This is a genomic window from Promicromonospora sp. NPDC060204 (assembly GCF_042728455.1).
Lineage (GTDB): Bacteria > Actinomycetota > Actinomycetes > Actinomycetales > Cellulomonadaceae > Promicromonospora.
In genome coordinates, this window is sequence record NZ_JBHWZO010000087.1 from 1 (window position 1) to 22,519 (window position 22,519).

Genomic DNA, 22,519 nt, shown 5'->3' on the forward strand with positions numbered 1-22,519 from the left:
GTCCGGCCCCGAGCGGGACGGGCGCCGCGCACGGACCGGTCACATCCGGTAGAAGTCGCCGTAGTGGTTGGGCGAGAAGTAGGTCACCCCGGTGGTGCGGTCCAGGATGAGCCGGTAGGACTGCCGCGCGGCGCCGCATGCCCGCGGCGTCACGTCGAACTCGAGGTAGGAGTGGCCGGCCGGGAGCTGACCCTCGCGGTTCTGGTGCGTGCCGCCCGCATAGTTGCACTGGCCGTTCGGCCAGCTGACCCAGCCTCGGGTGCTCGGGTAGCCCTTCGAGCTCCAGATCGACTTCGAGGAGTACGCCTCCGTGCAGCCGCTGTGCGTGCAGGAGCCGTAGACGGTCGCGCTCGCGGCCGGGGCGACGGTGACGCCGCCGGCGACGAGGCTGACCATGGCGGACAGGACGACGAGCATTCTGATCAGGCTGGACACTGTGCTGGTCTTGGTGCCGGTCTTGGTGCTGGTCTGCTCGGACACGCTGATCTCCCTCTCGGTGGGGGAACTGGTCGGGGGGAATCCTCGCCCACCCGGCCGACGCTGACCCGACGACGCACCGACGTGTGGGTGAATTTTTCCTTTCTGTCCCGTCCGGCGGAGATTCCGGGCCGTTCGTCCCTGGTGCGGCGGACGGCGCACGAGGGACGCTGACCGGGTAGACGTGCCCGCACACGGAGCGCGGGTGCACCGAGCGCCTGCCCACGGAGCCGTCATGACCACCCACACCAACAGCCCCGCCGGAGCCGCCACCGAGAACGCGTCGGCGCGGGCGCCGGGCGCGCGGTACGTCTACGACCTGTCCGAGGGGGACGCCGGGATGCGCGCGCTGCTCGGCGGCAAGGGCGCCGGCGTCGCGGAGATGCGGCGCATCGGCCTGCCCGTCCCAGACGGTTTCACCGTCACCACGGCGGCGTGCGTCGCCGCGATGGAGGACGACGGCACGTGGCCCGGGGGACTGTGGGACGAGATCCGGACGCACCTGGCGGACCTGGAGCGCCGCACGGGACGCATCCTCGGGGCGGCCGAGCGGCCGCTGCTGGTCTCCGTGCGGTCGGGGGCGGTGGTCTCGATGCCGGGGATGATGGACACGGTCCTCAACCTGGGCATGTCGGACCAGGCGGCCCGCGGCCTGGCCGCCGAGTCGGACGACCCGCGCTTCGCCTGGGACACCTACCGCCGGTTCGTGCAGATGTACGGCACGGTGGTCGAGGGCGTGCCGGGGCAGGCCTTCGAGGACGAGCTGACCGCCCTGAAGGACCGCCGGGGGGTGCGGCGGGACGCCGAGCTGACGGCGGACGACCTGCGGGAGCTGGTGGCGACGTTCCGCGGCGTCGTCCGCCGGAATACGGGCCACGACCTGCCGACCGAGCCGCACGAGCAGCTCCGCCGGGCCGTGGACGCCGTGTTCGGGTCCTGGAACAGCCCGCGGGCGCGGGTGTACCGCGAGCTGAACGACATCCCGGACGACCTCGGCACCGCCGTGAACGTGATGCAGATGGTGTTCGGCAACAAGGGCGACACCTCCGCGACCGGCGTGTGCTTCACGCGCAACCCGGCCACGGGCGCCCGGGAGCGGTACGGGGAGTTCCTCCTGGACGCCCAGGGGGAGGACGTCGTCGCGGGCATCCGCACCCCGCTGCGCCTCCCGGAGCTGGAGTCGGTGCTGCCCGGGGTGTACACGCAGCTCCTGGAGACGATGGACCGCCTGGAGCAGCACTACCAGGACATGCAGGACATCGAGTTCACGATCGACGACGGCACGCTATACCTGCTCCAGGTGCGCACCGGCAAGCGCACCGCGGCGGCGGCCCTGAAGGTGGCGCGCGACCTGGTCGCCGAGGGCGCGATCGACCGCCGCACCGCGCTGCGGCGCATCGACCCCGCCCAGCTCGACCAGCTCCTGCACCCGACGCTCGACCCCGACCAGGCCCCGGCCCCGCTCACCCACGGCCTCAACGCGTCCCCGGGCGCCGCGGTGGGCGCCCTCGTGTTCGACGCCGACACCGCGGCCGAGCGCGGCGGGGCCGGCGAGGACGTCGTGCTCGTGCGGTGGGAGACGACGCCCGACGACATCCACGGCGTCGCCGCGGCCCAGGGCGTCCTCACCGCCCACGGCGGCATGACGTCGCACGCCGCGGTGGTCGCGCGCGGCATGGGCAAACCCTGCGTCGCCGGCGCGGGCGAGCTGCGCATCGACGTCGCGGCGCGCACCGTCACCGTCGGCGACACCGTGCTCACCGAGACGGACACGATCACCGTGGACGGCACCACCGGGTACGTCTACCCGGGCGCGCTCCCGCTCGTGCCCCCGCAGGTCACCGACGACTTCTCCACCGTGCTCGGCTGGGCCGACGACGTGCGCCGTCTCGGCGTGCGCGCCAACGCCGACACCGGCGAGGACGCCGCCCGGGCCCGCGAGCTGGGCGCCGAGGGCGTGGGCCTGTGCCGCACCGAGCACATGTTCCTCGCCGCCGACCGGCTCCCCGTGGTGCGCCGCATGATCATGGCCGACGACGCCGCCGAGCGGCAGGCCGCCCTCGACGAGCTGCTGCCCGTGCAGCAGGCCGACTTCGAGGAGATCTTCACGGCGATGACCGGCCTGCCCGTCGCCGTCCGGCTCATCGACCCGCCGCTGCACGAGTTCCTGCCCGACCTGGTCGAGCAGTCCCTCCTGGTGCAGCGCCTGGAGGCGGATGGCGCGACTGACGGCGCGGCGGACCGTGCGCCCGGGGAGCTGGAGCGGGCCCGCACCCTCCTGGCCCACGTGCGACGCCTGTCCGAGGCCAACCCCATGCTCGGCACCCGCGGCGTCCGCCTGTCGCTGCTGTACCCCGAGATCGGCGTCATGCAGACCCGCGCGATCCTCCGCGCGGCGCTCGCGGTGCGGGGGCGGGGCCTGGACCCGCGCGTGGAGATCATGGTGCCCCTGGTCGGGTACGCCGAGGAGCTACGGCGGATGCGCGAGATCGTCGTCGCCACCGCGGACGAGGAGCTCGCCGCCGCCGGCGTGGCGGACCTGGACTACCGGGTCGGCACGATGATCGAGCTGCCGCGCGCCGCCCTGACCGCGGGCGAGATCGCCGAGCACGCCGACTTCTTCTCGTTCGGCACCAACGACCTGACGCAGACGACGGTGGGCATCTCGCGCGACGACGCCGAGGGCTCCTTCCTCGCCGCCTACCTGGACGCGGGCGTCGTGCGGACCAACCCGTTCGCCTCCCTGGACGCCGACGGCGTGGGCGAGCTCGTCCGGATCGGCGTCGAGCGCGGGCTGCGGACCCGGCCCGGGCTGGAGACGGGGGTGTGCGGCGAGCACGGCGGCGACCCGGCGTCGATCGCCCTGCTCGACGAGCTCGGCGTCGACTACGTGTCCTGCTCGCCCTACCGCGTGCCGGTCGCGCGGCTGGCCGCCGCGCAGGCGCGGCTCGACGGCACGCCGGGCAGGGAGTGACGGGCAGGGAGTGACGCCGGGCAGAGAGTGACGCCCGGCAGCATTGCCGCCGCGGTCCTACGACGCCGTCGTGCCCAGCGGGCGGCGCGGCGCGTGCTCCGGCCACGGGATGTTGCCGAGCCGCAGCAGCATCTGCGGGTATCCGCCCAGGCCGAGGGCGCGGCGCAGGTCGTGGCGGGTCGTCGGGTTCTCCAGCACGGTGGTGGCGAACGACGCGTGGACGAAGTAGGTGGCGGCGACCAGCAGCGCGTGCTCCAGCGCCTGGCCGGCCGTGACCCAGTCCCGGGGCGAGTCGCCGGGTGTGCTCAGGACGGCGAGCGTCGAGTCGCGCTCGAACGGCTCCCGGCCCACGCTCTCGTGGAACCGGCGGGCGGGCGCGTCGGCGTTGCTGGGCGCGCGTCCGAGGTACGGCGCGGGGACGCCGTCGTCGCGCCCCGACGCGGCGCGGGTCCACGCGGCCTCCTCGCCGCGGCCGGCCATGTCCTCGGCCGCGATGGCCTCGGCCCGCCGCACGAGCTCCAGCACCTTCGGCCGGTCGGGGTCCGTGGGCTGGATGGTGCGCAGCCCGGCCCCCTCGCGGTCGGCGGCGCGCTGGACGGCGACCAGCACGTCGGAGCGCACGGGCTGGTCGTCGAAGGGGACGCGCGCCGTCATGCGGTGCCCGATCGCGACGGACAGCTCGAGCTCGTCCTCGCTGGGGTCGTCGCCCGGCTCCAGCGTGAGCTCGGCGACGAGCAGCTCGTCGTCCGGGTCGGGCAGGAGCGTGGCCACCGTGTTCAGCGACTCGCGCCGGGCGGCCGCCCGGGCGTTGAACAGGAAGGCTCCGCAGCTGATCAGCATCTCCCGGCCGTGCGGGTCGGCGTGCCGCAGCTGTCTCGACCGGTCGGCCCGGATCCGGACCGTGCCGTCCGCGACCTCCACCTGCCACGGCTGCGTGTTCAGGACGCTCGGGGCGTCTCCGGCCGCGCTCAGAACTCTCTCCAGCCGGGTGTCGACGACGTCCATGGCCGGTCTCCTCTCGCTCTGAGCCCAGCGCACCACCGGCCCGGCCCTGCCGGAAGGGAAGGTGGTCCCGTCTTCACCTGGCCTTGGTCCCTCGTGGGCGGGCGCGCGGCGCGGCACCGTGGACACCATGGGAAGTCCGCCGCGTGCGGTGCTGGACCTCGGGGTCGTCGACGCAGTGGTGCTCGACACGGACGGCGTCATCACGGACACCGCCCGCACCCACGCCGCCGCCTGGAAGCGCGCGTTCGACGAGCTGCTCCGGGAGCGGGGCCGGCGGACCGGCGTCGTCCTGCCGCCGTTCGACGCCGTGGGCGACTACCTCCGGTACGTGGACGGCAGGGCGCGCGCGGACGGCGCCCGGGCGTTCCTCGACTCCCGCGGGATCACGCTCGACGCGGGCGGAGCCGGCGACGAACAGCGGGACGCACGCTGGAGGCCCTGCTCGACCGGAAGACGCGGTACTTCCTGGACGAGGTGCGCACGCACGGGGTCCGGGTGTTCGCCTCCACCGTGACCCTCCTGCGCGAACTGCGACGGCGTGGCGCGGGCATCGCGGCGGCGTCGGCGAGCCGCAGCTGCGGGACGGTCCTGGAGGCGGCCGGCGTGGCCGGCGACGTCGACGTGCGGGTGGACGGCCTCGACGCCGCCCGGCTCGGGCTGCCCGGCAAACCCGACCCGGCGCTGTTCCTGGAGGCCGCCCGGCGCCTCGGCGTGCCGCCCGGCCGCTGCGCCCTGGTCGAGGACGCGCTGGTCGGGGTCGAGGCGGGCCGGCGCGGCGGGTTCGCCACGGTCGTCGGCGTCGACCGGCAGGCGCGGCTCCGCGGGGCCATGCTGGAGCGGGGCGCGCACGTCGTGGTGCGCGACCTGGCCGACGTCGCCGTGGTCGGGAGACGCAGTGGAACCCGGGATCCTGTCGTATGAGGGCTTCGACCCCGCCGCCGAGGGGCTGCGCGAGGCGCTGTGCACCCTGGGCAACGGGTACGTCGCCACGCGCGGCGCCGCCCCGGAGTCGGCGGCGGACGGCGTGCACTACCCGGGCACCTACGTCGCGGGCTGCTACGACCGCCTGACGGCGGTGGTGGCGGGCCGGGAGGTGGAGAACGAGGACCTGGTCAACGCGCCGAACTGGCTGCCGCTCCGGTTCCGGATCCCCGGGCAGGCCTGGCTCACGCTGGCCGGGGGACAGGTGCTGGACCACCGGCAGGACCTGGACACCCGGCGCGGGGTGCTGACCCGGTCCACCCGGTTCCGTGACCCGGACGGCCGGGTGCTCGCCGTCACCCAACGCAGGCTGGTGTCGATGCACGACCCGCACGTGGCCGCGCTGGAGACCACCTTCCTCGCGGAGAACTGGTCCGGGCCGCTCGACGTGTGGGCGGGGCTCGACGGCCGGGTCGTCAACGCCGGCGTGGCGCGCTACCGGGACCTCGACGGGCGGCACCTCGTCCCCGTCGCCGAGGGGTACGACGAGCGCGACGGCGTCGTCTGGCTCCAGGTGCGCACCGCGACGTCGCAGATCCGGATCGCCCAGGCGGCGCGGCTGGTCGTCGACGGTGGCGGCGACGGCGGGGCGGGCCCGGTGCCCGCCGACGCCGAGCGCACGCCGGGCCGCTCGACCGTCCGGGTCCGGCCGGAGCTGGTGCGGGGCGTGCCGCTGACGGTCGAGAAGCGGGTCGCGCTGTACACGTCGCAGGACCGGGCGATCTCCGAGTCGCTGGCCGCGGCGCGCGAGCACGCCGCCCGTCTCCCGTCCTTCGCGGACCTCCTCGCCGACCACGCCGCCGCCTGGGACCGGCTGTGGCGCACGAGCGCGATCGTCGTCCCCGGCGAGCCCCAGCAGGCCCTGGACCTGTACGTCTTCCACCTGTTGCAGACCCTGTCCGAGCACACCGCGCACCTCGACGTCGGCATGCCGGCCCGCGGGCTGCACGGCGAGGCCTACCGCGGCCACGTCTTCTGGGACGAGCTGTTCGTGTTCCCCTTCCTGCTGCTGAGCTTCCCGCGGGTCGCCCGGTCGCTGCTGATGTACCGGTGGCGCCGGCTGCCGCGGGCGCGGCAGGCGGCCGCGGACGCCGGCTACCGGGGCGCGATGTACCCGTGGCAGAGCGGCAGCGACGGCCGTGACGAGACGCAGCGGGTACACCTCAACCCGGCGTCGGGCAGGTGGGTCGAGGACCACTCGCACCTGCAGCGGCACGTGGGGATCGCGGTGGCGCACAACGTGTGGCAGTACTACCAGGCCACCGGCGACGTCGCGTTCCTGCACGGGTACGGCGCCGAGATGCTCGTGGAGATCGCCCGCTTCTGGTGCAGCCTGGTCACCTACGACGCCGCCACCAACCGGTACGACCTGCGCGGCGTCATGGGGCCCGACGAGTACCACGACGCCTACCCGGGCGCCGAGCACCCCGGGATCGACAACAACGCGTACACGAACGTCATGGTCACCCGGCTGCTGCGGTACACCCTCGACGCCCTGGCGCTGCTGCCCGAGCACGAGCGCGCCGCCCTGCGCGAGCGCCTCGCGCTGGGGGACGACGAGACGGACCTCTTCGAGCGGGTCGGCCGGCGCATGCGGGTGCTCTTCCACGGCGACGGCGTGATCAGCCAGTTCGAGGGGTACGACCGGCTCGCCGAGCTGGACTGGGCCGCCTACCGGGCCCGCTACCCGTCGATCCGCCGGCTCGACCGGATCCTGGAGGCCGAGGGCGACTCGGTCGACCGGTACCAGGCGTCCAAGCAGGCGGACGTGCTGATGCTGGTCTTCCTCCTGGGCGAGCGCGGGCTGATCGACGCGCTCGCGGCGCTCGGCTACCCGTTCGACCGCGCGGCCCTGGACCGCACCGTGGACCACTACCTGGCGCGGACCAGCCACGGGTCGACGCTCAGCGCCGTGGTCCACGCCTGGGTGCTGGCCAGCCGCGACCCGCAGGCCTCCTGGCGCTTCTTCCGCGAGGCCCTCGACAGCGACCTCGCCGACGTCCAGGGCGGGACCACCGCGGAGGGCGTGCACCTGGGCGCGATGGCCGGCGCCGTCGACCTCGTCCAGCGCTGCTACACCGGCCTGGACCTCACCGACGGCGTGCTCCGGCTCGCGCCCCGGCTGCCGCCCGGGCTGGCCGAGCTGCGGTTCCGGCTGCGCTACCGCGACCACTGGGGGATCGAGGTGCGGTGCGCCGACGACGCCGTCCACATCGGCCTGGCGCGCTCGCGGCAGCCGCCCGTCGCCGTGGCCGTCGACGGCGAGGAACGCGTGCTGGCGCCGGGGGAGACCTGGCGGGTGAGCCGGGCCGGCACACCCCGGCGCTAGAGAACGGTGAGGTAGTCGCGCGGCTCGTCGGCCCCCGCCGGCGCCGTGCACGGATCGTCCGGCCGGGGAGCGTCATGGCAGGCGATCGCGGCACGCTGCTTGGCGCGGTCACAGTCCACGGGGAGCACGTTCGCGGGCGGATCGTCCGGGCCCCAGGTCCGGGGCACCCAGGCGTACAGCGGGCAGCGCAGCCGGGCCGCCACGCGGCGGGCCGCCCGCATGGCGCGCACCAGGTCCGGGTGGCTGTCCGGGGCGCTCGCGTCGATCGTCAGCACCCCGTCGACGGGGCCGGAGACCGAGCGCAGCTCGGCGGCGAGCACCTCCGGCGGGTTCCACTGGAGGTGCGCCGCGCGGTGCTCCAGCAGCGTCGCCTCCCGGGCGCCCAGCAGACCGGCGGCCCGCAGCAGCTCGGCCGCCCGGACGGGACGGCGTCCTTCGCCCGCGGCGGCGCACTGGTCGTGGGTCAGGCAGATCACCTGCACGGCCGTGCCGGTGTCGGCGAAGGCGGCGATGACGCCGCCGAGCGTCACCGTGACGTCGAACGGGTGCGCGCACACCACGAGCAGCCGCCGCGTCTCCGGCAGGGGCGAGCGCGGGTGGGCGGGCTCCGCGGCGGTCCGCGCGACGTGCGGCGCGATGTCGACGACGACCTCGGGTCTCATGGCTGTCCTCCTCGGTTCGGGTCTAGTGCTGCAGGTGCACCGGGCGGTGCTCGATCTCGGCGATGTCGTCCGACGTGGCCCGCAGGAGCCGGTCGGCCAGCTCCCGCAGCGCCCGGGCGGCGGCGAGCTCCTCGCCGATCTCCGGGACGGCGGCGTCCTCGGGGTTGCGCCGGGCGCGCCCGTAGCCCTCGAGGGAGGTCCCGGCCGACGTACTCAGGACCGCGTGCGCCCCGGTCAGCCGGCCCTCGCGCACGAGGTCGTCCGCGTCGAACAGGTGGATGACGACGTTCCAGGTGTGGGTCATGGCTCAGCTCCCGTCGGTCCGCGACGCCGGCCCGCGCCCGTGCCGCCGGCGTCCACCCCAGCCTCTCGCCACGCCGGGCCGTCCGGCCAGGGACCAATGACCCTGCGCACCGGGACGGAAGCCCGGGAGGCGGCGCCCGCCGTCCCGGGACAGACTGCGGACATGCGGCCGTTTCGCGCGGTGACGCGCTACCCGGCGATCACGGCGACCGCCGTGGTGCTCGCGGCCGTGCTCGTGCTCCTGGCGAACGCCGAGCCCGTCGCGGCACGGTGGGTCGCGACGGCCTGGGTGGCCGGGTTCGTCGTGTGGACCCTCGTCGGCATGGTGCGTGACGTGCTGCGGGGGCACGTCGGGCTCGACGTCCTCGCGGTGGTGGCCATGGTCGCGACGCTCGCGGTCCAGGAGTACGTCGCCTCCCTCGTCATCGTGCTGATGCTCGCGGGCGGCGAGGCGCTCGAGGACTTCGCGGCGCGGCGGGCGCGGCGGGACCTGACCGCCCTGCTGGACCGGTCGCCGCGCACCGCGCACGTGATCGACGACCCGCGCTCCGCCGGCTTCGACGGCGTGCGGGACACGGAGGTCGACGACGTCGTGGTCGGCGACGTCCTCCTGGTCCGCCCGGGTGAGATCGTGCCGGTCGACGGTGTGCTGCTCGACGGAGGGGGCACGTTCGACGAGTCGTCGCTGACCGGGGAGAGCCTCCCGGTGGGCCGGGAGGCCGGCGACGAGGTGCTGTCGGGTGCCGTGAACGGGACCCGGGCCGTGCGGCTGCGGGCGGCGCGGCTCAGCGGGGACAGCCAGTACCAGCAGATCGTCGCCCTGGTCCAGCAGGCGCAGGAGTCCCGCGCCCCGGTCGTGCGGCTCGCCGACCGGTTCGCCGTGCCCTTCACCGCCGTCTCGCTGGTGCTGGCCGGCACGGCCTGGACGCTCTCGGGGGACCCCACGCGGTTCGCCGAGGTGCTCGTGCTGGCCACCCCGTGCCCGCTGCTCATCGCGGCGCCGGTGGCGTTCCTCAGCGGGCTGTCCCGGGCCGCCAAGCTCGGCGTGATCATGAAGGGCGGGACCGTGGTCGAGCAGCTCGCGCGCCTGCGGTCCGCCGCGTTCGACAAGACGGGCACGCTCACCCAGGGCCGGCCCGACCTCGTCGCCGCGCGCCCCGCCGCGGGGTTCGCCGCCGACGAGCTGCTGCTCCTCGCCGCCTCCGCCGAGCAGTACTCGTCGCACGTCTTCGCCGACAGCGTCCGCCGGGCCGCCGCTGCGCGCGGCCTCGACCTGCTCGCGGCCGACGACGCCGAGGAGGTGGCCACGAACGGCGTCGTCGCCACGGTCAAGGGGCGCCGGGTCGTCGTCGGCAAGCCGGGCTACGTGCGCTCCGTCGCGCCGGACACCGTCGTCGCCGAGCTCGGCCCCGGCCAAGCCGCGGCGTACGTCGCGGTCGACGGTCGGTTCGCCGGGACCCTCGTCCTCGCGGACGACCCCCGGCCCGAGTCCGCCGCCGTCGTGTCCTGGCTGCGGGAGAACGGAGTCGAGCAGGTCACGATGCTGACCGGGGACGCGCGCGGCACGGCCGAGTCGGTCGCGCGGCAGGTCGGCGTCGACGACGTACGGGCCGAGCTCCTCCCCGGCGAGAAGGTGCTGATCGCGGCCGGGCTGACCCCGCGACCGCTGATGATGGTGGGCGACGGCGTCAACGACGCGCCGGTCCTGGCGGCGTCCGACGTCGGCGTCGCGATGGGCGCGCGGGGCGCGACCGCCGCCGGGGACGCCGCCGACGTGGTGCTGCTCGTCGACTCGCTCGGCGGGCTCGTGGACGCGGTGTCCGTCGGCCGGCACACGCTGCGCACGGCCCTGGCCGCGATCTGGCTCGGCATCGGGCTGAGCCTCGCCCTCATGGTCGTCGCGATGACCGGCGTCATCCCCGCCGTGACCGGCGCCCTCGTCCAGGAGCTCGTCGACCTGGCCACGATCCTGTACGCCCTGCGCGCGCTCGGCGGGCCGCCCACGGGCCTCGCGCCGCGGCCGACGCGCGACGGTGGCGTACCGGTGGGAGGCGAGGATCCTGGCCGAGCGGCTGACGGCGGCTGACGCCTTCAACTTCGAGCTGGACGCGCGCGACCACGTCAACGCGTTCCTGATGGCGGGCGTGCTCGCCCCCGGCGGCTGCGTCGGGCCCGACGGCGGGGTCGATCTCGACACCCTGCGGCGCGCGCTCGCCGAGCGGGTCCCCGGGGTGCCTCGGCTCGCCCAGCTGGTGCGACGTGCCGGACGGATCCTCGTGTGGGAGCCGGTGCGCCTCGACCTGGCGGCCCACGTGCGACAGGTTGCCGCTGTCGAGGGCAGGAGCGGGTTCGAGGCGCTGTGCGCGCGGCTCGTCGTCACCCCGCTCCCGCTCGACCGCCCGCTCTGGGAGCTGCTGGTCGTCCCGGGGGTCGCGCCGGCGCGCGCCGGGATCGTGCTCCGGGTGCACCACACGATGGCGGACGGCGTCGCGGCGGTCCGGCTCGCGCGGGCCCTGATGGACCCGGTGCCGGCGGACCCGGCGACTGACTCGGCGGATCGTGTGGACGGGCAGGCGGGGGCGCGCTCGGCGCGCGGTCGGGGTCGGGCGGTGGTGTCCGGGGTCTCGCGGACGATCGCGTTCCTTCGGCGGGCGGTGCCGCCCACCGTCCTGCTCGGCCGGGTCGGCCGTCGTCGGGCGGTGGCGTTCGTCGACGTCGACCTCGGGCGCCTCGCCGCCGGTGCCCGGACCGCGGGGGCGACCGTGAACGACGCCCTGCTCGTCGCGGCCGGCGCGGCGGCGCGCTCCGCGCTGCTCGCCCGTGGGGAGGAGGTGCCGGGCGTCCTGCCCGCGAGCGTGCCGGTCGCGCTGCCGCACCGCGGGCGGTCGGGGAACGCGACCGGCGTGATGCTCGTGCCGATGCCCGCCCACGAGATGGACCTCGCCCGCCGCCTGCGCCGCGTCGCCGCGCTGACCCGCGCCGCCAAGGACGACGCACGCTCGCGCGGCACGTACGAGCTGACGCGTACACGCCTCGGGACCTGGGTCTTCGCGCGGCTCGCACGCCGACAGCGGCTCATCGTCATGTTCGTGACGAACGTGCGCGGCCCCCGGCGTCCGCTCGCCCTGGCGGGGGCACAGGTCGAGCGGATCTGGCCCGTGGCCGCGCTCGGGGGCAACGTGCGCCTGGGTGTCGCGGCGATCTCCTACGACGGCGTGCTGCGCTGCGCCGTGCACTGCGACGCGGACGCGCTCCCGGCCGCCGTCGTCGCCCGGACCCTCGGGGACGAGCTGGCGAAGATCGCCGCGCTCGGCTGACGCCCCCGGCACCGCGCCGCGGCGACGTGCCTCAGGCGCCGCCCTCCGCGTCGAGCGCCTCGGTGAGCAGGGCGACGAGCGCCTCGAGCTGGACGTCGGTGGACGATGCGGCGTCCTCGTCGCCCGCGCCGTCCAGGGCGCGGGCGGCGAGGTCGGACTTGCTGTCGATCAGCGCGGCGATCGTGGAGTCGATGGTCTGGGCGGCGATGATCCGCCAGGCGGTGACGGGCTCGGACTGGCCGATCCGGTGGATCCGGTCGATGGCCTGGGTCTGCTCGGCGTAGGTCCAGGACAGCTCGGCCAGCACCAGGTTGGACGCCACCTGGAGGTTCAGCCCCACCCCGGCGGCCGTCAGCGAGCACACCACGATCGACACGTCGGGGTCTTCCGTGAACGCGGTGATGGCCTTCTCGCGCGCCCGGGGCGTCTGGTCGCCGCGGATCGAGGCGTAGCCGATGCCGCGGTCGGCGAAGATCTGCTCGGCCTGGTCCATCACGTCGACGTGCTTGGCGAAGAACACCACCTTGCCCACGTTGCGGGCGAGCTGCGCGGCGTAGTCGGCGGCCAGCGCGGCCTTCGCCTGGCCGATGCGGCGGACCATCGTGAACACGTTCTCGCCCTTGGCCTTCGAGCTCGAGTCCTTCAGCTCGGCCGCCGCCACGCGGCGGGCGAGGTCGACGTCGACGCCGTCCACGTCGACGTCCTCCACGACGGAGCTCTCGGCGCGCGCCGCCAGGGCGGAGCGGTACCGGCTGACCAGGCGGAGGGCGAGCGCCTCCTCGGCGGCCCGGATCGAGCGGCCGGCCGCGCCGTCGAGCTCGACCGGCATGTCCGCCACGCGGCGGGCCGGGATGTCGGCGACCACGTCGGCCTTGCGGCGGCGCACGATGCCCATGTCGATCACGCTGATCCGGGCGGCCGCGTAGAACCCCGGGTCGGCCGGGGTGAGCCCGGTCTCCTCGAGGGCGCCCAGCAGCGGCCCGAGCGGCTTGGCGTCGTCGATCCAGCCGAGGTACTGCCAGATCGCCCGGAAGTCCTCGATGTCGTTGATCAGCGGGGTGCCGGTCAGCGCCATCAGGAGCGGCCGGCCCGCGCGGGCGCGGATGCGTTCGGAGAGGGCGAGCACGTGCTGGGAGCGTTGGCTGCCCTTGTTCTTGATGAAGTGCGCCTCGTCCACGACCATGCCGCGGAAGCCGAGGTCGCCGAGCCAGCCGACGTGCCGGTCCAGGAGCTCGTAGTTCACGATCACGACGTCGGCGAACCCGTCGACCCGCTCGCCGTCGCCGTGGACCACGGTGGACCGGCGTCGCGGCGTCCACAGCTCGACCTCGTGCGCCCAGTTGGTCTTGACCACGTTGGGCGTCACGACGAGCAGCGGGTAGGCGTCGGCCGCCTGGGCGGCGAGCAGCGCCTGGGCGGACTTGCCCAGGCCGGGCTCGTCGGCGAGCAGGAAGGTGCGGTGCCCGCGGGCCGTGGCCTCGACGACCTGGGCCTGGTGCGGCATCAGCTTCCGGCCCTGGGGGGCGGCCACCGAGCGGGGCTCGGGCAGGGGCATGCAGGCGGCAGCGCCGGGGCCGGCGTACTCGAAGGACCGGAAGAGCGGTTCGAGCAGCTCCCAGCCCGCCAGCCGGAGCACCCGCGGGGCCTGCCGCTCGGCCGCGGCCGCGAAGTCCGGGGCGAGGAACGGGTTCGCGAGCTGGCGCGAGATCACCGAACGGGGCACGACCCGCTTCTCGGCACCGGGCGCCGGCGCGGCGGGCGGGGGCGGCGGGGGCTCGTCGGGCGGCTCCAGGCCGCCGGCACGCATCATGTTCGCCTTGAACTCGCGCGCCGCGTCGGAGACCCGGGCGTCCTCGGCGAGCAGCTCGAGCAGCGAGGTGTCGCGGGCGGCGATCTTCGCCAGCAGGGTCCCCACCGCGTCGAGCTGCTTGAGCTGCTTGGCCCGCTGCGGCTCGGTCAGGGCGGCGTCCTCCCGGACCCGGGTCCGCTCCTCCCGCATGAGCAGCGCGACGACCTGGAACTTCGTCCGTGTCGCCGGGCGCGTCGGCGGTCTCCGGACGGCGCCGTCGACCTCGCGGGCGGCCTCGGCCAGCACCGGGATCATCCCTTGCTCGGCGGGACGCGGGGTGCGGCGTCGCTGCGTGCCGGACCCGCTCCGTGCGCCGGACCCGCTCCGCGCGCGGCCGGACCGGCGTTGGCCTGCTCGAGCCACATCTTCTCCTTCGCTGCATGCGTACTACGACGGCGGCGATACCGCGCCACGCCCGCACGCCCAGAGCCGGCCAGGGGCCGGCTGTTCGGGCCGCGGGGCGGGTGGCCCCGGCCGGAGCGTTCCGGTCGGCCGCGGGGTCACCGCGGCGTCCCCCGCCCGCGGCCCCGTGCTCACGACGGCCACGTGCTCATCATGATGGTGACACGCCGCCGGACGTCTCCGCGAACCACCGCGGGCGGTGGCCATGTCTCTGCATGATCACCGGAGGACACGCAGTCTACCGTCGCGCACGCCCCCGTCCGGACCGGCGGCGGCGCTCCGGACGGCTACGCGATGGTGGCGGCGCAGCTCATCGCCGTGTCCGGCGCCGAGACGGCGCCGGTGCGCCGCAGGTGCGTCTCGCCCCACACCCGGACCCCCTCGACGACGGGCAGGACCGTGGCCCCGTAGGGGGTAAGCCGGTAGATCACGGGCGCCGGGACCGGTCCGGTCACGTCGCGCTCCACGAGCCCGTCGGCCTCGAGCTCGCGCAGCTGCTCGGCCAGCACCTTGGGCGTGATGGGCGCGGCCCTGCGGCGCAGGCCGGCGAAGTGGGACTCGCCGTGGGCGAGCCAGTAGAGAAGGGTCAGCTTCCACTTGCCGCCGATCGCGGTGAACGCCGCGGCCATCGGGCAGCCCGGCAGCGGGTTGGGGCGGGAGGGGTTACCCGCAGGTGCCTTCTTGTTCACGGCCGCGCTCCGCTCGATAGTCGAAATATGACCATTTCACACCGAAGAATCCTCACCGCAAGCCTTTCTGCCGTCGTCCTCCTGCTCGCGACGGCGGCCTCCGGCGCCGCCGCGCCGGCTGTCGGCACCCCGACTCCCGTCGCACCCGCTCCCGCGTCGTCGACGACCACCGACGGCCAACGGGACTTCGACTGGGAGATCGGCACCTGGCGCACCAGCGTGCGGGTCCTCGCCGACCCGCTCTCGGAGTCCCCGGACGAGTGGCTGGAGTTCTCCGGGACCAGCACCGTGCGTCCGCTCGCGGACCGGCGGGCCAACGTCGTGGAGCTCGAGGTGTCGGGGCCGGCCGGCAGCATCGACGCGATGAACCTGCGGCTGTACGAGCCGCAGGCGCAGCGGTGGAGCCTGACGTTCGTCAACCTGCGCGACGGCCTGCTGACCCCGGCGGTGTACGGCGGGTTCCACGACGGTGTCGGCGAGTTCTACGGCGACGACCGGCTCGGCGACCGGCCGATCAAGGTGCGGTTCCTCGTCACCCGCGTGGGCCGGGACGAGGCACGGTTCGAGCAGGCGTTCTCCGCCGACGGCGGGGAGACCTGGGAGACGAACTGGGTCGCCGTGGACCAGCGCGTCCGACACTGAGGGACCGGGCTCCCGTTCCCAGCGTTCGCGCAGGTGCGCGGCCCGCGCCACCATGTTCGCGGGGACAGGAGCAGCATGACCGGAACAGTCTCGGCTTGGCCTTCGGCGGCATGGTGGCGACCGGCGGTGCGGGTGGCGGCCGTGCTCGCGCCGCTGGTCGTCTGCGCGATCCTGTACACGGTGCGGGACGACGTCTCCGCCGCGACCGACGTGCTGGTCCTCGTCCTGATCGTCGTCGCCGCCGCGGCCACGGGGGACCGGCCGGCGGCCCTGCTCGCCGCCTTCTCGGCCGGGGTGTGGTTCGACTTCTTCCTCACCGGGCCCTACCTGCGCTTCGTCATCTCCGACGCGGAGGACATCGAGGCGACGACCCTGCTCGTCGTGATCAGCCTCGCGGTGACCGAGATCGCCCTGTGGGGCTACCGGCAGCAGGGCCGGGAGGCCCGCCGCTCGGGCTACCTCGAGGGGGTGCTCGGCGCCGCCCGCGCGGTCGCCGAGGGCACGACGCCCGCCAAGACGGTGGTCGACGTCGTGGCGCGGGAGATCACCGACGTGCTGGAGGCCGACGACGCCCGCTGGGTCGAGGGGCCCGTGGGGGACGTGCGGTTCGCCCTGCTGGACCACGACGGGGCGCTGACCCGTAACGGCCGCCCGGTCGACGTCGACCGGATCGGCCTGCCCGTCGACGAGTACGTCGCGATCCCGGTCCGCCGGGGAGCGGAGGTTGTCGGCTACTTCCTGGTCACCGCGGTGTCGCACGCGGTCTTCCCGACGCGGGAGCAGCGCCGGTTCGCCGTGCTCATGGCGCACCAGGTCGCCGCGCTGTAGTCCCCGGCCCGGGCCACTCCGGTTCCAGCAGTGACGGTCCGGCGCGGTGATAGTCCATCAGTTTGATTTACACTGGCGTCGCGCGGTGCGCGCCGTCTCGTGACCCGGCGAGGCGTGACGACTGGAGGACGTGTGGCCGAGCCGATCAAACTGCGGGCGACCGCGACCGGACCGGGGCGCCCGCTGCGCCACTTCTGGAGCACCGTGGTCGGTGCGGGGCGCGCGAACGAGGGCCTCCGGGCCGACTGGCAGCGCCACCTCGCCACGGTGCGCGAGGCGTGCGGGTTCGACTACGTCCGCTTCCACGGCCTGCTGCACGACGACATGTTCGTGTACACCGAGCGCGCCGACGGCACACCCGTCCTGAACTTCCAGTACGTCGACGCGCTGTTCGACGCCCTGCTCGACGCCGGCGTGCGCCCGTTCGTCGAGCTCGGCTTCAGCCCGCGGGCGCTCGCCCGCGAGACGGAGACCGTGTTCTGGTGGGGCGCGCACGGCGCCCCGCCGACCGACCTCGACCGGTGGTCCTGGCTCGTGCGGTCGCTCGTGGAGCACTGGGTCGACCGGTACGGCCCGGCCGAGGTGCGCGAGTGGTACTTCGAGGTTTGGAACGAGGCGAACCTGCGCGGCTTCTTCCGCGGCACCCGCAGCGAGTACTTCGCGCTCTACGCGGCCTCTGCCCGCGCCGTGAAGGAGGTCGACGCCGCCCTGCGGGTCGGCGGCCCGGCCACGTCCAACTTCGTGCCGGACGCCCGGTTCGACGGCGAGACCGAGGACTTCCAGGTGCACGAGGCGACGCTGGGCGCCGACCTGGACGCGCTCGACTGGAAGCCCGTGTGGCTGGAGGCCTTCCTCGCGTTCTGCGCGGAGGAGGGCCTGCCCGTCGACTTCGTCTCGACGCACCCGTACCCGACCGACTGGGCGCTCGACGAGCACGGCCAGGGCCAGCGGCTGACGCGCGAGGCCGACGCGACGCCGAAGGACCTCGGGCTGCTGCGCCGCCTGGTCGACGCGAGCCCGTTCCCCGACGCGGAGATCCACCTGACCGAGTGGAACTCGTCCTCCTCGCCCCGCGACTTCACGCACGACACCGTCCCGGCGGCGGTCTACGTCGTCCGCTCGGTGCTGCGCTCGATCGGCACGGTCGACTCCCTGGCCTACTGGACGTTCACGGACGTCTTCGAGGAGGGCGGCGCCGGCGACGAGATGTTCCACGGCGGCTTCGGGATGCTCACCCTCCAGGGCGTGCCCAAGCCGACGTTCCACGCCTACCGCATGCTGAACGCGCTGGGCGGGACGCTGCTCGCGGCCGGCGACGACGGCGTGGTCACGCGGGACGAGGCGACCGGCCGGATCGCCGCGCTCGTGCACCACTACCCGCACCAGGTCACGCGCTCCGTACCGGCCTCGTTCGACGACCGGAGCGTCGCCGACGCGACCGAGGCGGTCGGCTCGGTCCGCGACACCGAGATCACCGTCGACGGGCTGACGCCGGGCGCGGTGGTCGAGCTGGAGACGCTCGACCCGTCGAACGCCAACCCCGTGGCCGCGTGGCGCGCGATGGGGGCGCCGTCGTCGCCCACGCGCGAGCAGACCGCTGCGCTGGACGCCGCCGCCCGCGCGACCCGCCGCGAGTCGCTCGTCGTCCCCGCCGACGGCGTGCTGCGGGTCGAGCGCTCGCTCGCGCCCTGGTCGCTCCTGCTCGTGCGTCAGGTCGCCTGAGTGCGCCCGGCAGCGCGGTCCACAGTGCGCCCGGCAGTGCGCCCGGCGCTGCGCCCGAACAGGACCCGGGGTGCGAAGATGTGCGGGAGCGGGCATCCGGGCCGCCCGCCGGCCGGTCATCGAGCAGGAGGTATGGCGTGACGATCGACCAGTCGGCCACGACGGCGACCGCCCGGCGGGGCACCAACCTCCCGCGCATGGGTGACTTCAACGAGTCCGTCATCCTCGACGCGGTGCGCCGCGCACCCGACGGGCTGAGCCGCGTCGAGCTCGCGGGCGCGACGGGCCTGTCGGCGCAGACGGTCTCCAACATCTGCCGGCGCCTGCTCGACGCGGGCCTCCTGGCCGAGACCGGCAAGAAGGGCGGGCGCGCGGGCAAGCCGCGCACCGTCCTCCAGGTCGTGCCCGGCGGCCGGTACGCCCTCGGCGTGCACCTTGACCCGGCGGTCATCACGTACGTCGTCCTCGACCTCGCGGGCCGGGTGGTGCACAGCATGCACCGGCCCACGCCCGCCGTCGTCGACCAGGAGTCGACGATCGCCGAGATGAGCGACACCATCGAGACCGTCATCGAGGAGTCGGGGGCGGCCCGCGACCGGATCCTCGGTCTCGGCCTCGCGGTGCCCGGCCCCGTCGACTTCTCGACCGGTTCCGTCGTCGACCCGCCGCAGCTCAAGGGCTGGGGCCGGGTGCCGTTGCGGGACCGGCTCGTCGAGGCCACGGGGCTGCCCGTCCTGATGGACAAGGACGTCATCGCGGCCGCGGTGGCCGAGCGCTGGGCGGGCGCGGCGACGCACTCGGGCAACTTCCTCTTCTTCTACCTCGGCACCGGCTCCGGCATGGGCGTGGTCGCGGACGACGTCGTGCTGCGCGGCGCGTCCGGGAACGCCGGCGAGGTGGGCGGGCTCGACGCCAACTGCACCACGCGCGCGCTCGTCGACGAGGCCGTGGCGGCGGGCGTCCTGGAGGTCGCCCCGGCACCCGGCCCGCAGGCCGTGGCCGAGCAGCTCGGCCGGCTCGCCGACCTCGCGGCCGAGGGGGAGCGGGGCGCCCAGGTGATCATCGACCGCTGGGCGCGCCGCGTGGGCACCGGGGTCGCGGCGGCGGCGACGCTGCTCGACTCGGAGCTCGTGGTGTTCGGCGGGCCCATCTGGCCCATGCTGTCCGAGCGGTTCCTGGCGGTCGTCGAACCGGTGATCACGAGCTGGCCGTACGTCGAGAAGATGCACGAGATCCAGGTGGTCAACACGCGCCTCGGCGAGGACGTCGGCGCCGTCGGCGCGGCCTGCCTGGTGCTCGACCAGACCCTCTCCCCGCAGCCCCACGCGCTCCTGATCGGCTGACCGCCCGTGGCCGGCGCGGCCCGGCCCGGCCCGGTGTCGGACGCTCAGGTCACCGGGTGACCTGAGCGCCTGACACCGGAGGGGTCACGCGCGGTGCGCGCTGCCGTCCGTGGCGCGCAGCAGCGCCCAGCGGTCGTGCTCCAGCGGGGCGCCCACGGGGTAACGGCGCGCGGCCCGCTCGTCGAAGTCGACGCCGAGCCCCGGCGCCTCGGACGCGAGCAGGTGCCCGCCGGCCGGGACCGGGGCGCCCGGGAACACCTCCAGCGTGGCGTCGCGGAACGTCGCCGCCTCCTGGACGCCGAACGCGGGGGAGGAGATGTTGAGCGCCATGTTGGCCGCCATGCCCACCGGCGTCACGTCGCCCGGCCCGTGGGGCGCCGTGCGGACGCCGAACATCTCGCACACGGCCACGAGCTTGCGCGCCGGGGTGAGCCCGCCCAGCGTGGGGATGCGCAGGCGCGCGAAGTCGATCGAGCGTCCGGCCAGCAGGGGCAGGTACGCGCGCGGGTCGTGGTAGAGCTCGCCGACGGCCAGCGGCGTCGTGCCGGCGGCCCGGAGCTCCGGGAAGTGCGCGGCGTCCTCGGGGGCGAGGGCGTCCTCCAGGAAGTACAGCCGGGCGTCCTCGACGGCGCGGACGAACTGCCGGGCCTCGGCCGGGGTCATGCGCTCGTGGGCGTCGTGCAGCAGCTCGACGTCGGGGCCGACCCGGTCGCGGACGTCCGCGAGGATCCCGGGCACGTGCCGCAGGTAGGCCAGCGTGTCCCAGCGGTCGGTGCGGGCCCGGCGGCGGGCGGCCTCCGCGGCGTCGCGCGGGGCGGTGCCGTACGTGTCCCGGCCGGGCACGGCGACCTGGACGCGCACGTGCCGGTAGCCGCGCCCGGCCGCCTCGAGCACCTTCTCGGCCACCTCGGCCGCGTCGGCGCCGTCGACGTGGGTGTACGCGTCGGCGTGCTCCCGCGCCCGGCCCCCGAGGAGCTGGTGGACCGGCAGCCCCGCGACCTTGCCCTTGAGGTCCCACAGGGCCACGTCGAGGGACGCGAGCGCGTTGTGCTCGATCGACCCGCCGCGCCAGTACCCGCTGTTGAGCAGCAGGCGGTGCAGGTCCTCGATGTCTGCGGGGTCCCGGCCGACGAGCAGCGGCCCGAAGTACTCGTCGATCAGCGTGCGGGTCGCCAGCGGGCGCTGCGGGTCGCTCGCGTCGCCGAGCCCGTAGAGCCCGGGCTGGTTGGTCTCGACCCGGGTGACCACGTACGGGCAGCCCTGCGGGCCGGTGAGGAAGGTGCGCACCGCGGTGACCCGCACGCCGTCGGAGTCGGCGGAGGTCCAGGGCGCCGGGGCGAGCACGTCGGGGCGGGGGGTGTCGCGGGCGTCGGCGTCGGCTGCCTGCAGGGGTGTCATCGGTGACCTCGATCCGGGACGAGCGGTGCGCGCGGGGGCGTTCCCGCGCGCCGTGCGGGCACCGGCGGTGGCGCCCGTTGACACTGTACATCGAATTGATTTATCTTCCGATGGTCCGCGACACCGCCCGGTGCCGCCTGATGACCGAGAGGCAAGCCCGTGATACGACACCGACGTCGTCCGTCCTCTGCACGACTGACCATCGCCGCCACCTCCGCCCTGCTCGTCGGCGCGCTCGCCGCCTGCAGCGGGCCGGTCGGCGGTGCCGGCGGGGGCTCGCAGGAGAGCGACCCCGACACCCTGACCATGTGGACCTTCAAGCAGTCGCACGTCGAGCCGCTGCAGAACGCCGCGAAGTCCTTCGAGGAGAAGACGGGCATCGCCGTCGACGTCCAGGCCTACACGCCGGACGACGCCTTCATCACCAAGGTGCAGGCCGCGGCGCAGACCGGCGACCTGCCCGACGTCATGGAGGTGCACACTCACGGCGACGACTTCACGTTCGGCGGCGCGGGCCTGCTCGAGGACCTCTCCGACGACGTGGACGACGAGTGGACCTCGCGGTTCCTGCCCGCCGTCGCCAACGACGGCACCGTCACCGACGCCTACTACGAGCAGTCGCTCGCGGAGGGCTCCAAGACCGCCGGCATCGAGAAGGGCCAGCGGTACTCCGTGCCGCTGACCATCGGCACGTTCGGCATCGTCTACGCGAACAAGGAGCGCCTGGAGGAGGCCGGGATCACGAAGGCCCCGACCACCTGGGAGGAGTTCGTCGCCGCGCTCGACGCCGTCCAGGCCGCCCGGCCCGACGACGGCGGCGTGAGCATCGGCTTCCAGTCCTCCACGACGGGGCTGGAGTGGCTCATGCAGCCCATGGCCTACGGCCAGCTCGGCAAGGAGGACTTCGGCGCCCTGTTCGGGCAGGACCCCGCGAAGAACTTCGCGTCGGACAACGGCACGAAGGTGCTGGACGCCTACAACCAGGTCCAGCCCTACTGGATGCCCGGCACGCAGTCCCTCACGATCGACGACGCCGACATCGCGTTCGCCCAGGGCAAGTCGTCCTTCGACATCGGCGGCACGTTCACCCTGGCCTTCCTCGACCAGAACGGGATGGACCCCGAGAACATCGTCACCTTCCCCGTGCCGGCGCCCGAGGACGGCGCGATCAAGGACCTGGAGCTCGCGCCCTTCGGCCTGACCGGGCTCTCGGTCTCGGCCTCGACGGGCAACAAGGACGGCGCCCTGCAGTGGATCGAGTACCTCTCGGAGACCGACGTGGCCGCCGCCTTCGCGCAGGACGCGCTCGACGTGCCGCCGGTCGACCTGGGCGACGACCCGACCGCGACGGTCGGCCCGGTGCTCGGCGCCATGATCGGCGCCTTCGGCGAGGGGGAGAACGCCTACAACCCCGGCGACACGTCGTACCGCCCGGCGGCGTACGACGCGGCGCAGATCGGTGACGCCGTGATGGAGCTGACCCCGCTGGAGACGAAGGACGTCACCACCGTGGGCAAGGACGTCGCGACGCTCGTCGACACCTTCTGGTCCCAGTCGAAGTGACGACGTCGACCGCGCTCGCCGCCGTCGTCCCCACC

Annotated in this window: 18 protein-coding genes; 11 read left to right on the forward strand and 7 right to left on the reverse strand. The window is 74.7% G+C overall.

The window, feature by feature from the left end; all coding sequences use genetic code 11:
* Window positions 1-39: 39 nt before the first annotated feature.
* On the reverse strand, window positions 40-480 hold the full coding sequence (locus tag ACFWEJ_RS13235) for a ribonuclease domain-containing protein (protein WP_377229660.1): 441 nt from the start codon (window positions 478-480) through the stop codon (window positions 40-42).
* Window positions 481-712: 232 nt separating this feature from the next.
* Between ACFWEJ_RS13235 and ppdK the strand changes: the two genes are divergently transcribed.
* Entirely contained in the window at window positions 713-3,451 is a 2,739-nt protein-coding gene (gene ppdK / locus ACFWEJ_RS13240) for a pyruvate, phosphate dikinase (protein WP_377229661.1), read from the forward strand.
* Between the two features lie 57 nt (window positions 3,452-3,508).
* On the opposite strand, the gene ACFWEJ_RS13245 is transcribed toward ppdK, so the two are convergent.
* On the reverse strand, window positions 3,509-4,456 hold the full coding sequence (locus ACFWEJ_RS13245) for an Acg family FMN-binding oxidoreductase (RefSeq protein ID WP_377229662.1): 948 nt from the start codon (window positions 4,454-4,456) through the stop codon (window positions 3,509-3,511).
* 127 nt (window positions 4,457-4,583) lie between these two features.
* Here ACFWEJ_RS13245 and ACFWEJ_RS13250 point away from each other — a divergent pair, with 127 nt between their 5' ends.
* From ACFWEJ_RS13250 to ACFWEJ_RS13260, 3 genes are read left to right on the forward strand one after another with little or no spacing between them, the layout of a single operon-like run.
* Window positions 4,584-4,970, forward strand: coding sequence for a hypothetical protein (locus tag ACFWEJ_RS13250; RefSeq protein WP_377229663.1), 387 nt, complete (start codon window positions 4,584-4,586; stop codon window positions 4,968-4,970).
* A complete protein-coding gene (locus ACFWEJ_RS13255; RefSeq protein ID WP_377229664.1) occupies window positions 4,931-5,377 on the forward strand; it encodes an HAD family hydrolase in 447 nt (148 codons plus the stop codon). The genes ACFWEJ_RS13250 and ACFWEJ_RS13255 overlap by 40 nt, the downstream gene beginning before the upstream one ends.
* Complete coding sequence (locus ACFWEJ_RS13260) at window positions 5,352-7,766, forward strand: glycoside hydrolase family 65 protein (protein WP_377229665.1); 2,415 nt, start codon at window positions 5,352-5,354, stop codon at window positions 7,764-7,766. The genes ACFWEJ_RS13255 and ACFWEJ_RS13260 overlap by 26 nt, the downstream gene beginning before the upstream one ends.
* Here ACFWEJ_RS13260 and ACFWEJ_RS13265 read toward each other — a convergent pair.
* Window positions 7,763-8,428: a PIG-L deacetylase family protein gene (locus ACFWEJ_RS13265; RefSeq protein ID WP_377229666.1), complete on the reverse strand. Its 666-nt coding sequence runs from the start codon at window positions 8,426-8,428 to the stop codon at window positions 7,763-7,765. The two genes, ACFWEJ_RS13260 and ACFWEJ_RS13265, sit on opposite strands and share 4 nt — an antisense overlap.
* A gap of 22 nt (window positions 8,429-8,450) precedes the next feature.
* Complete coding sequence (locus ACFWEJ_RS13270; protein ID WP_377229667.1) at window positions 8,451-8,732, reverse strand: dsRBD fold-containing protein; 282 nt, start codon at window positions 8,730-8,732, stop codon at window positions 8,451-8,453.
* A 162-nt stretch (window positions 8,733-8,894) separates the two neighbouring features.
* Between ACFWEJ_RS13270 and ACFWEJ_RS13275 the strand changes: the two genes are divergently transcribed.
* Window positions 8,895-10,817: a heavy metal translocating P-type ATPase gene (locus ACFWEJ_RS13275; RefSeq protein WP_377229668.1), complete on the forward strand. Its 1,923-nt coding sequence runs from the start codon at window positions 8,895-8,897 to the stop codon at window positions 10,815-10,817.
* On the forward strand, window positions 10,765-12,048 hold the full coding sequence (locus tag ACFWEJ_RS13280) for a wax ester/triacylglycerol synthase domain-containing protein (protein WP_377229669.1): 1,284 nt from the start codon (window positions 10,765-10,767) through the stop codon (window positions 12,046-12,048). Before ACFWEJ_RS13275 ends, ACFWEJ_RS13280 begins: the two co-directional genes overlap by 53 nt.
* Before the next feature lie 31 nt (window positions 12,049-12,079).
* Here ACFWEJ_RS13280 and ACFWEJ_RS13285 read toward each other — a convergent pair whose 3' ends face one another.
* Window positions 12,080-14,260: a DEAD/DEAH box helicase gene (locus ACFWEJ_RS13285; RefSeq protein ID WP_377229670.1), complete on the reverse strand. Its 2,181-nt coding sequence runs from the start codon at window positions 14,258-14,260 to the stop codon at window positions 12,080-12,082.
* Between the two features lie 326 nt (window positions 14,261-14,586).
* The gene (locus ACFWEJ_RS13290) at window positions 14,587-14,988 is read right to left on the reverse strand and encodes a winged helix-turn-helix transcriptional regulator (RefSeq protein ID WP_377229671.1); all 402 of its coding nucleotides are present in this window, start codon (window positions 14,986-14,988) and stop codon (window positions 14,587-14,589) included.
* 27 nt (window positions 14,989-15,015) lie between these two features.
* Between ACFWEJ_RS13290 and ACFWEJ_RS13295 the strand changes: the two genes are divergently transcribed.
* The 4 genes from ACFWEJ_RS13295 (at window position 15,016) to ACFWEJ_RS13310 (ending at window position 19,523) form a co-directional block, all read left to right on the forward strand.
* On the forward strand, window positions 15,016-15,630 hold the full coding sequence (locus ACFWEJ_RS13295) for a hypothetical protein (RefSeq protein ID WP_377229672.1): 615 nt from the start codon (window positions 15,016-15,018) through the stop codon (window positions 15,628-15,630).
* 75 nt (window positions 15,631-15,705) lie between these two features.
* Window positions 15,706-16,458 (forward strand): DUF4118 domain-containing protein, encoded by a 753-nt coding sequence (locus ACFWEJ_RS13300; RefSeq protein WP_377229673.1) that lies wholly within the window; start codon window positions 15,706-15,708, stop codon window positions 16,456-16,458.
* Window positions 16,459-16,590: 132 nt separating this feature from the next.
* The gene (locus ACFWEJ_RS13305) at window positions 16,591-18,180 is read left to right on the forward strand and encodes a beta-xylosidase (protein ID WP_377229674.1); all 1,590 of its coding nucleotides are present in this window, start codon (window positions 16,591-16,593) and stop codon (window positions 18,178-18,180) included.
* 137 nt (window positions 18,181-18,317) lie between these two features.
* Window positions 18,318-19,523: an ROK family transcriptional regulator gene (locus ACFWEJ_RS13310; RefSeq protein WP_377229675.1), complete on the forward strand. Its 1,206-nt coding sequence runs from the start codon at window positions 18,318-18,320 to the stop codon at window positions 19,521-19,523.
* An 84-nt stretch (window positions 19,524-19,607) separates the two neighbouring features.
* Here ACFWEJ_RS13310 and ACFWEJ_RS13315 read toward each other — a convergent pair whose 3' ends face one another.
* Window positions 19,608-20,921, reverse strand: a complete 1,314-nt coding sequence (locus ACFWEJ_RS13315) for an enolase C-terminal domain-like protein (RefSeq protein WP_377229676.1) — start codon at window positions 20,919-20,921, stop codon at window positions 19,608-19,610.
* A 159-nt stretch (window positions 20,922-21,080) separates the two neighbouring features.
* On the opposite strand from ACFWEJ_RS13315, the gene ACFWEJ_RS13320 reads away from it, so the two are divergent.
* Window positions 21,081-22,484, forward strand: a complete 1,404-nt coding sequence (locus ACFWEJ_RS13320) for an ABC transporter substrate-binding protein (protein WP_377229677.1) — start codon at window positions 21,081-21,083, stop codon at window positions 22,482-22,484.
* Window positions 22,485-22,519 lie beyond the last annotated feature (35 nt).

What these genes read in the sequence shown, in the direction of transcription:
- ppdK (WP_377229661.1), top strand. Translation starts at nt 713, where the DNA reads ATGACCACCCACACCAACAGCCCCGCCGGAGCCGCCACCGAGAACGCG.
- ACFWEJ_RS13245 (WP_377229662.1), bottom strand. Translation starts at nt 4,456, where the DNA reads ATGGACGTCGTCGACACCCGGCTGGAGAGAGTTCTGAGCGCGGCCGGA.
- ACFWEJ_RS13250 (WP_377229663.1), top strand. Translation starts at nt 4,584, where the DNA reads ATGGGAAGTCCGCCGCGTGCGGTGCTGGACCTCGGGGTCGTCGACGCA.
- ACFWEJ_RS13265 (WP_377229666.1), bottom strand. Translation starts at nt 8,428, where the DNA reads ATGAGACCCGAGGTCGTCGTCGACATCGCGCCGCACGTCGCGCGGACC.
- ACFWEJ_RS13270 (WP_377229667.1), bottom strand. Translation starts at nt 8,732, where the DNA reads ATGACCCACACCTGGAACGTCGTCATCCACCTGTTCGACGCGGACGAC.
- ACFWEJ_RS13275 (WP_377229668.1), top strand. Translation starts at nt 8,895, where the DNA reads ATGCGGCCGTTTCGCGCGGTGACGCGCTACCCGGCGATCACGGCGACC.
- ACFWEJ_RS13295 (WP_377229672.1), top strand. Translation starts at nt 15,016, where the DNA reads ATGACCATTTCACACCGAAGAATCCTCACCGCAAGCCTTTCTGCCGTC.
- ACFWEJ_RS13300 (WP_377229673.1), top strand. Translation starts at nt 15,706, where the DNA reads ATGACCGGAACAGTCTCGGCTTGGCCTTCGGCGGCATGGTGGCGACCG.
- ACFWEJ_RS13315 (WP_377229676.1), bottom strand. Translation starts at nt 20,921, where the DNA reads ATGACACCCCTGCAGGCAGCCGACGCCGACGCCCGCGACACCCCCCGC.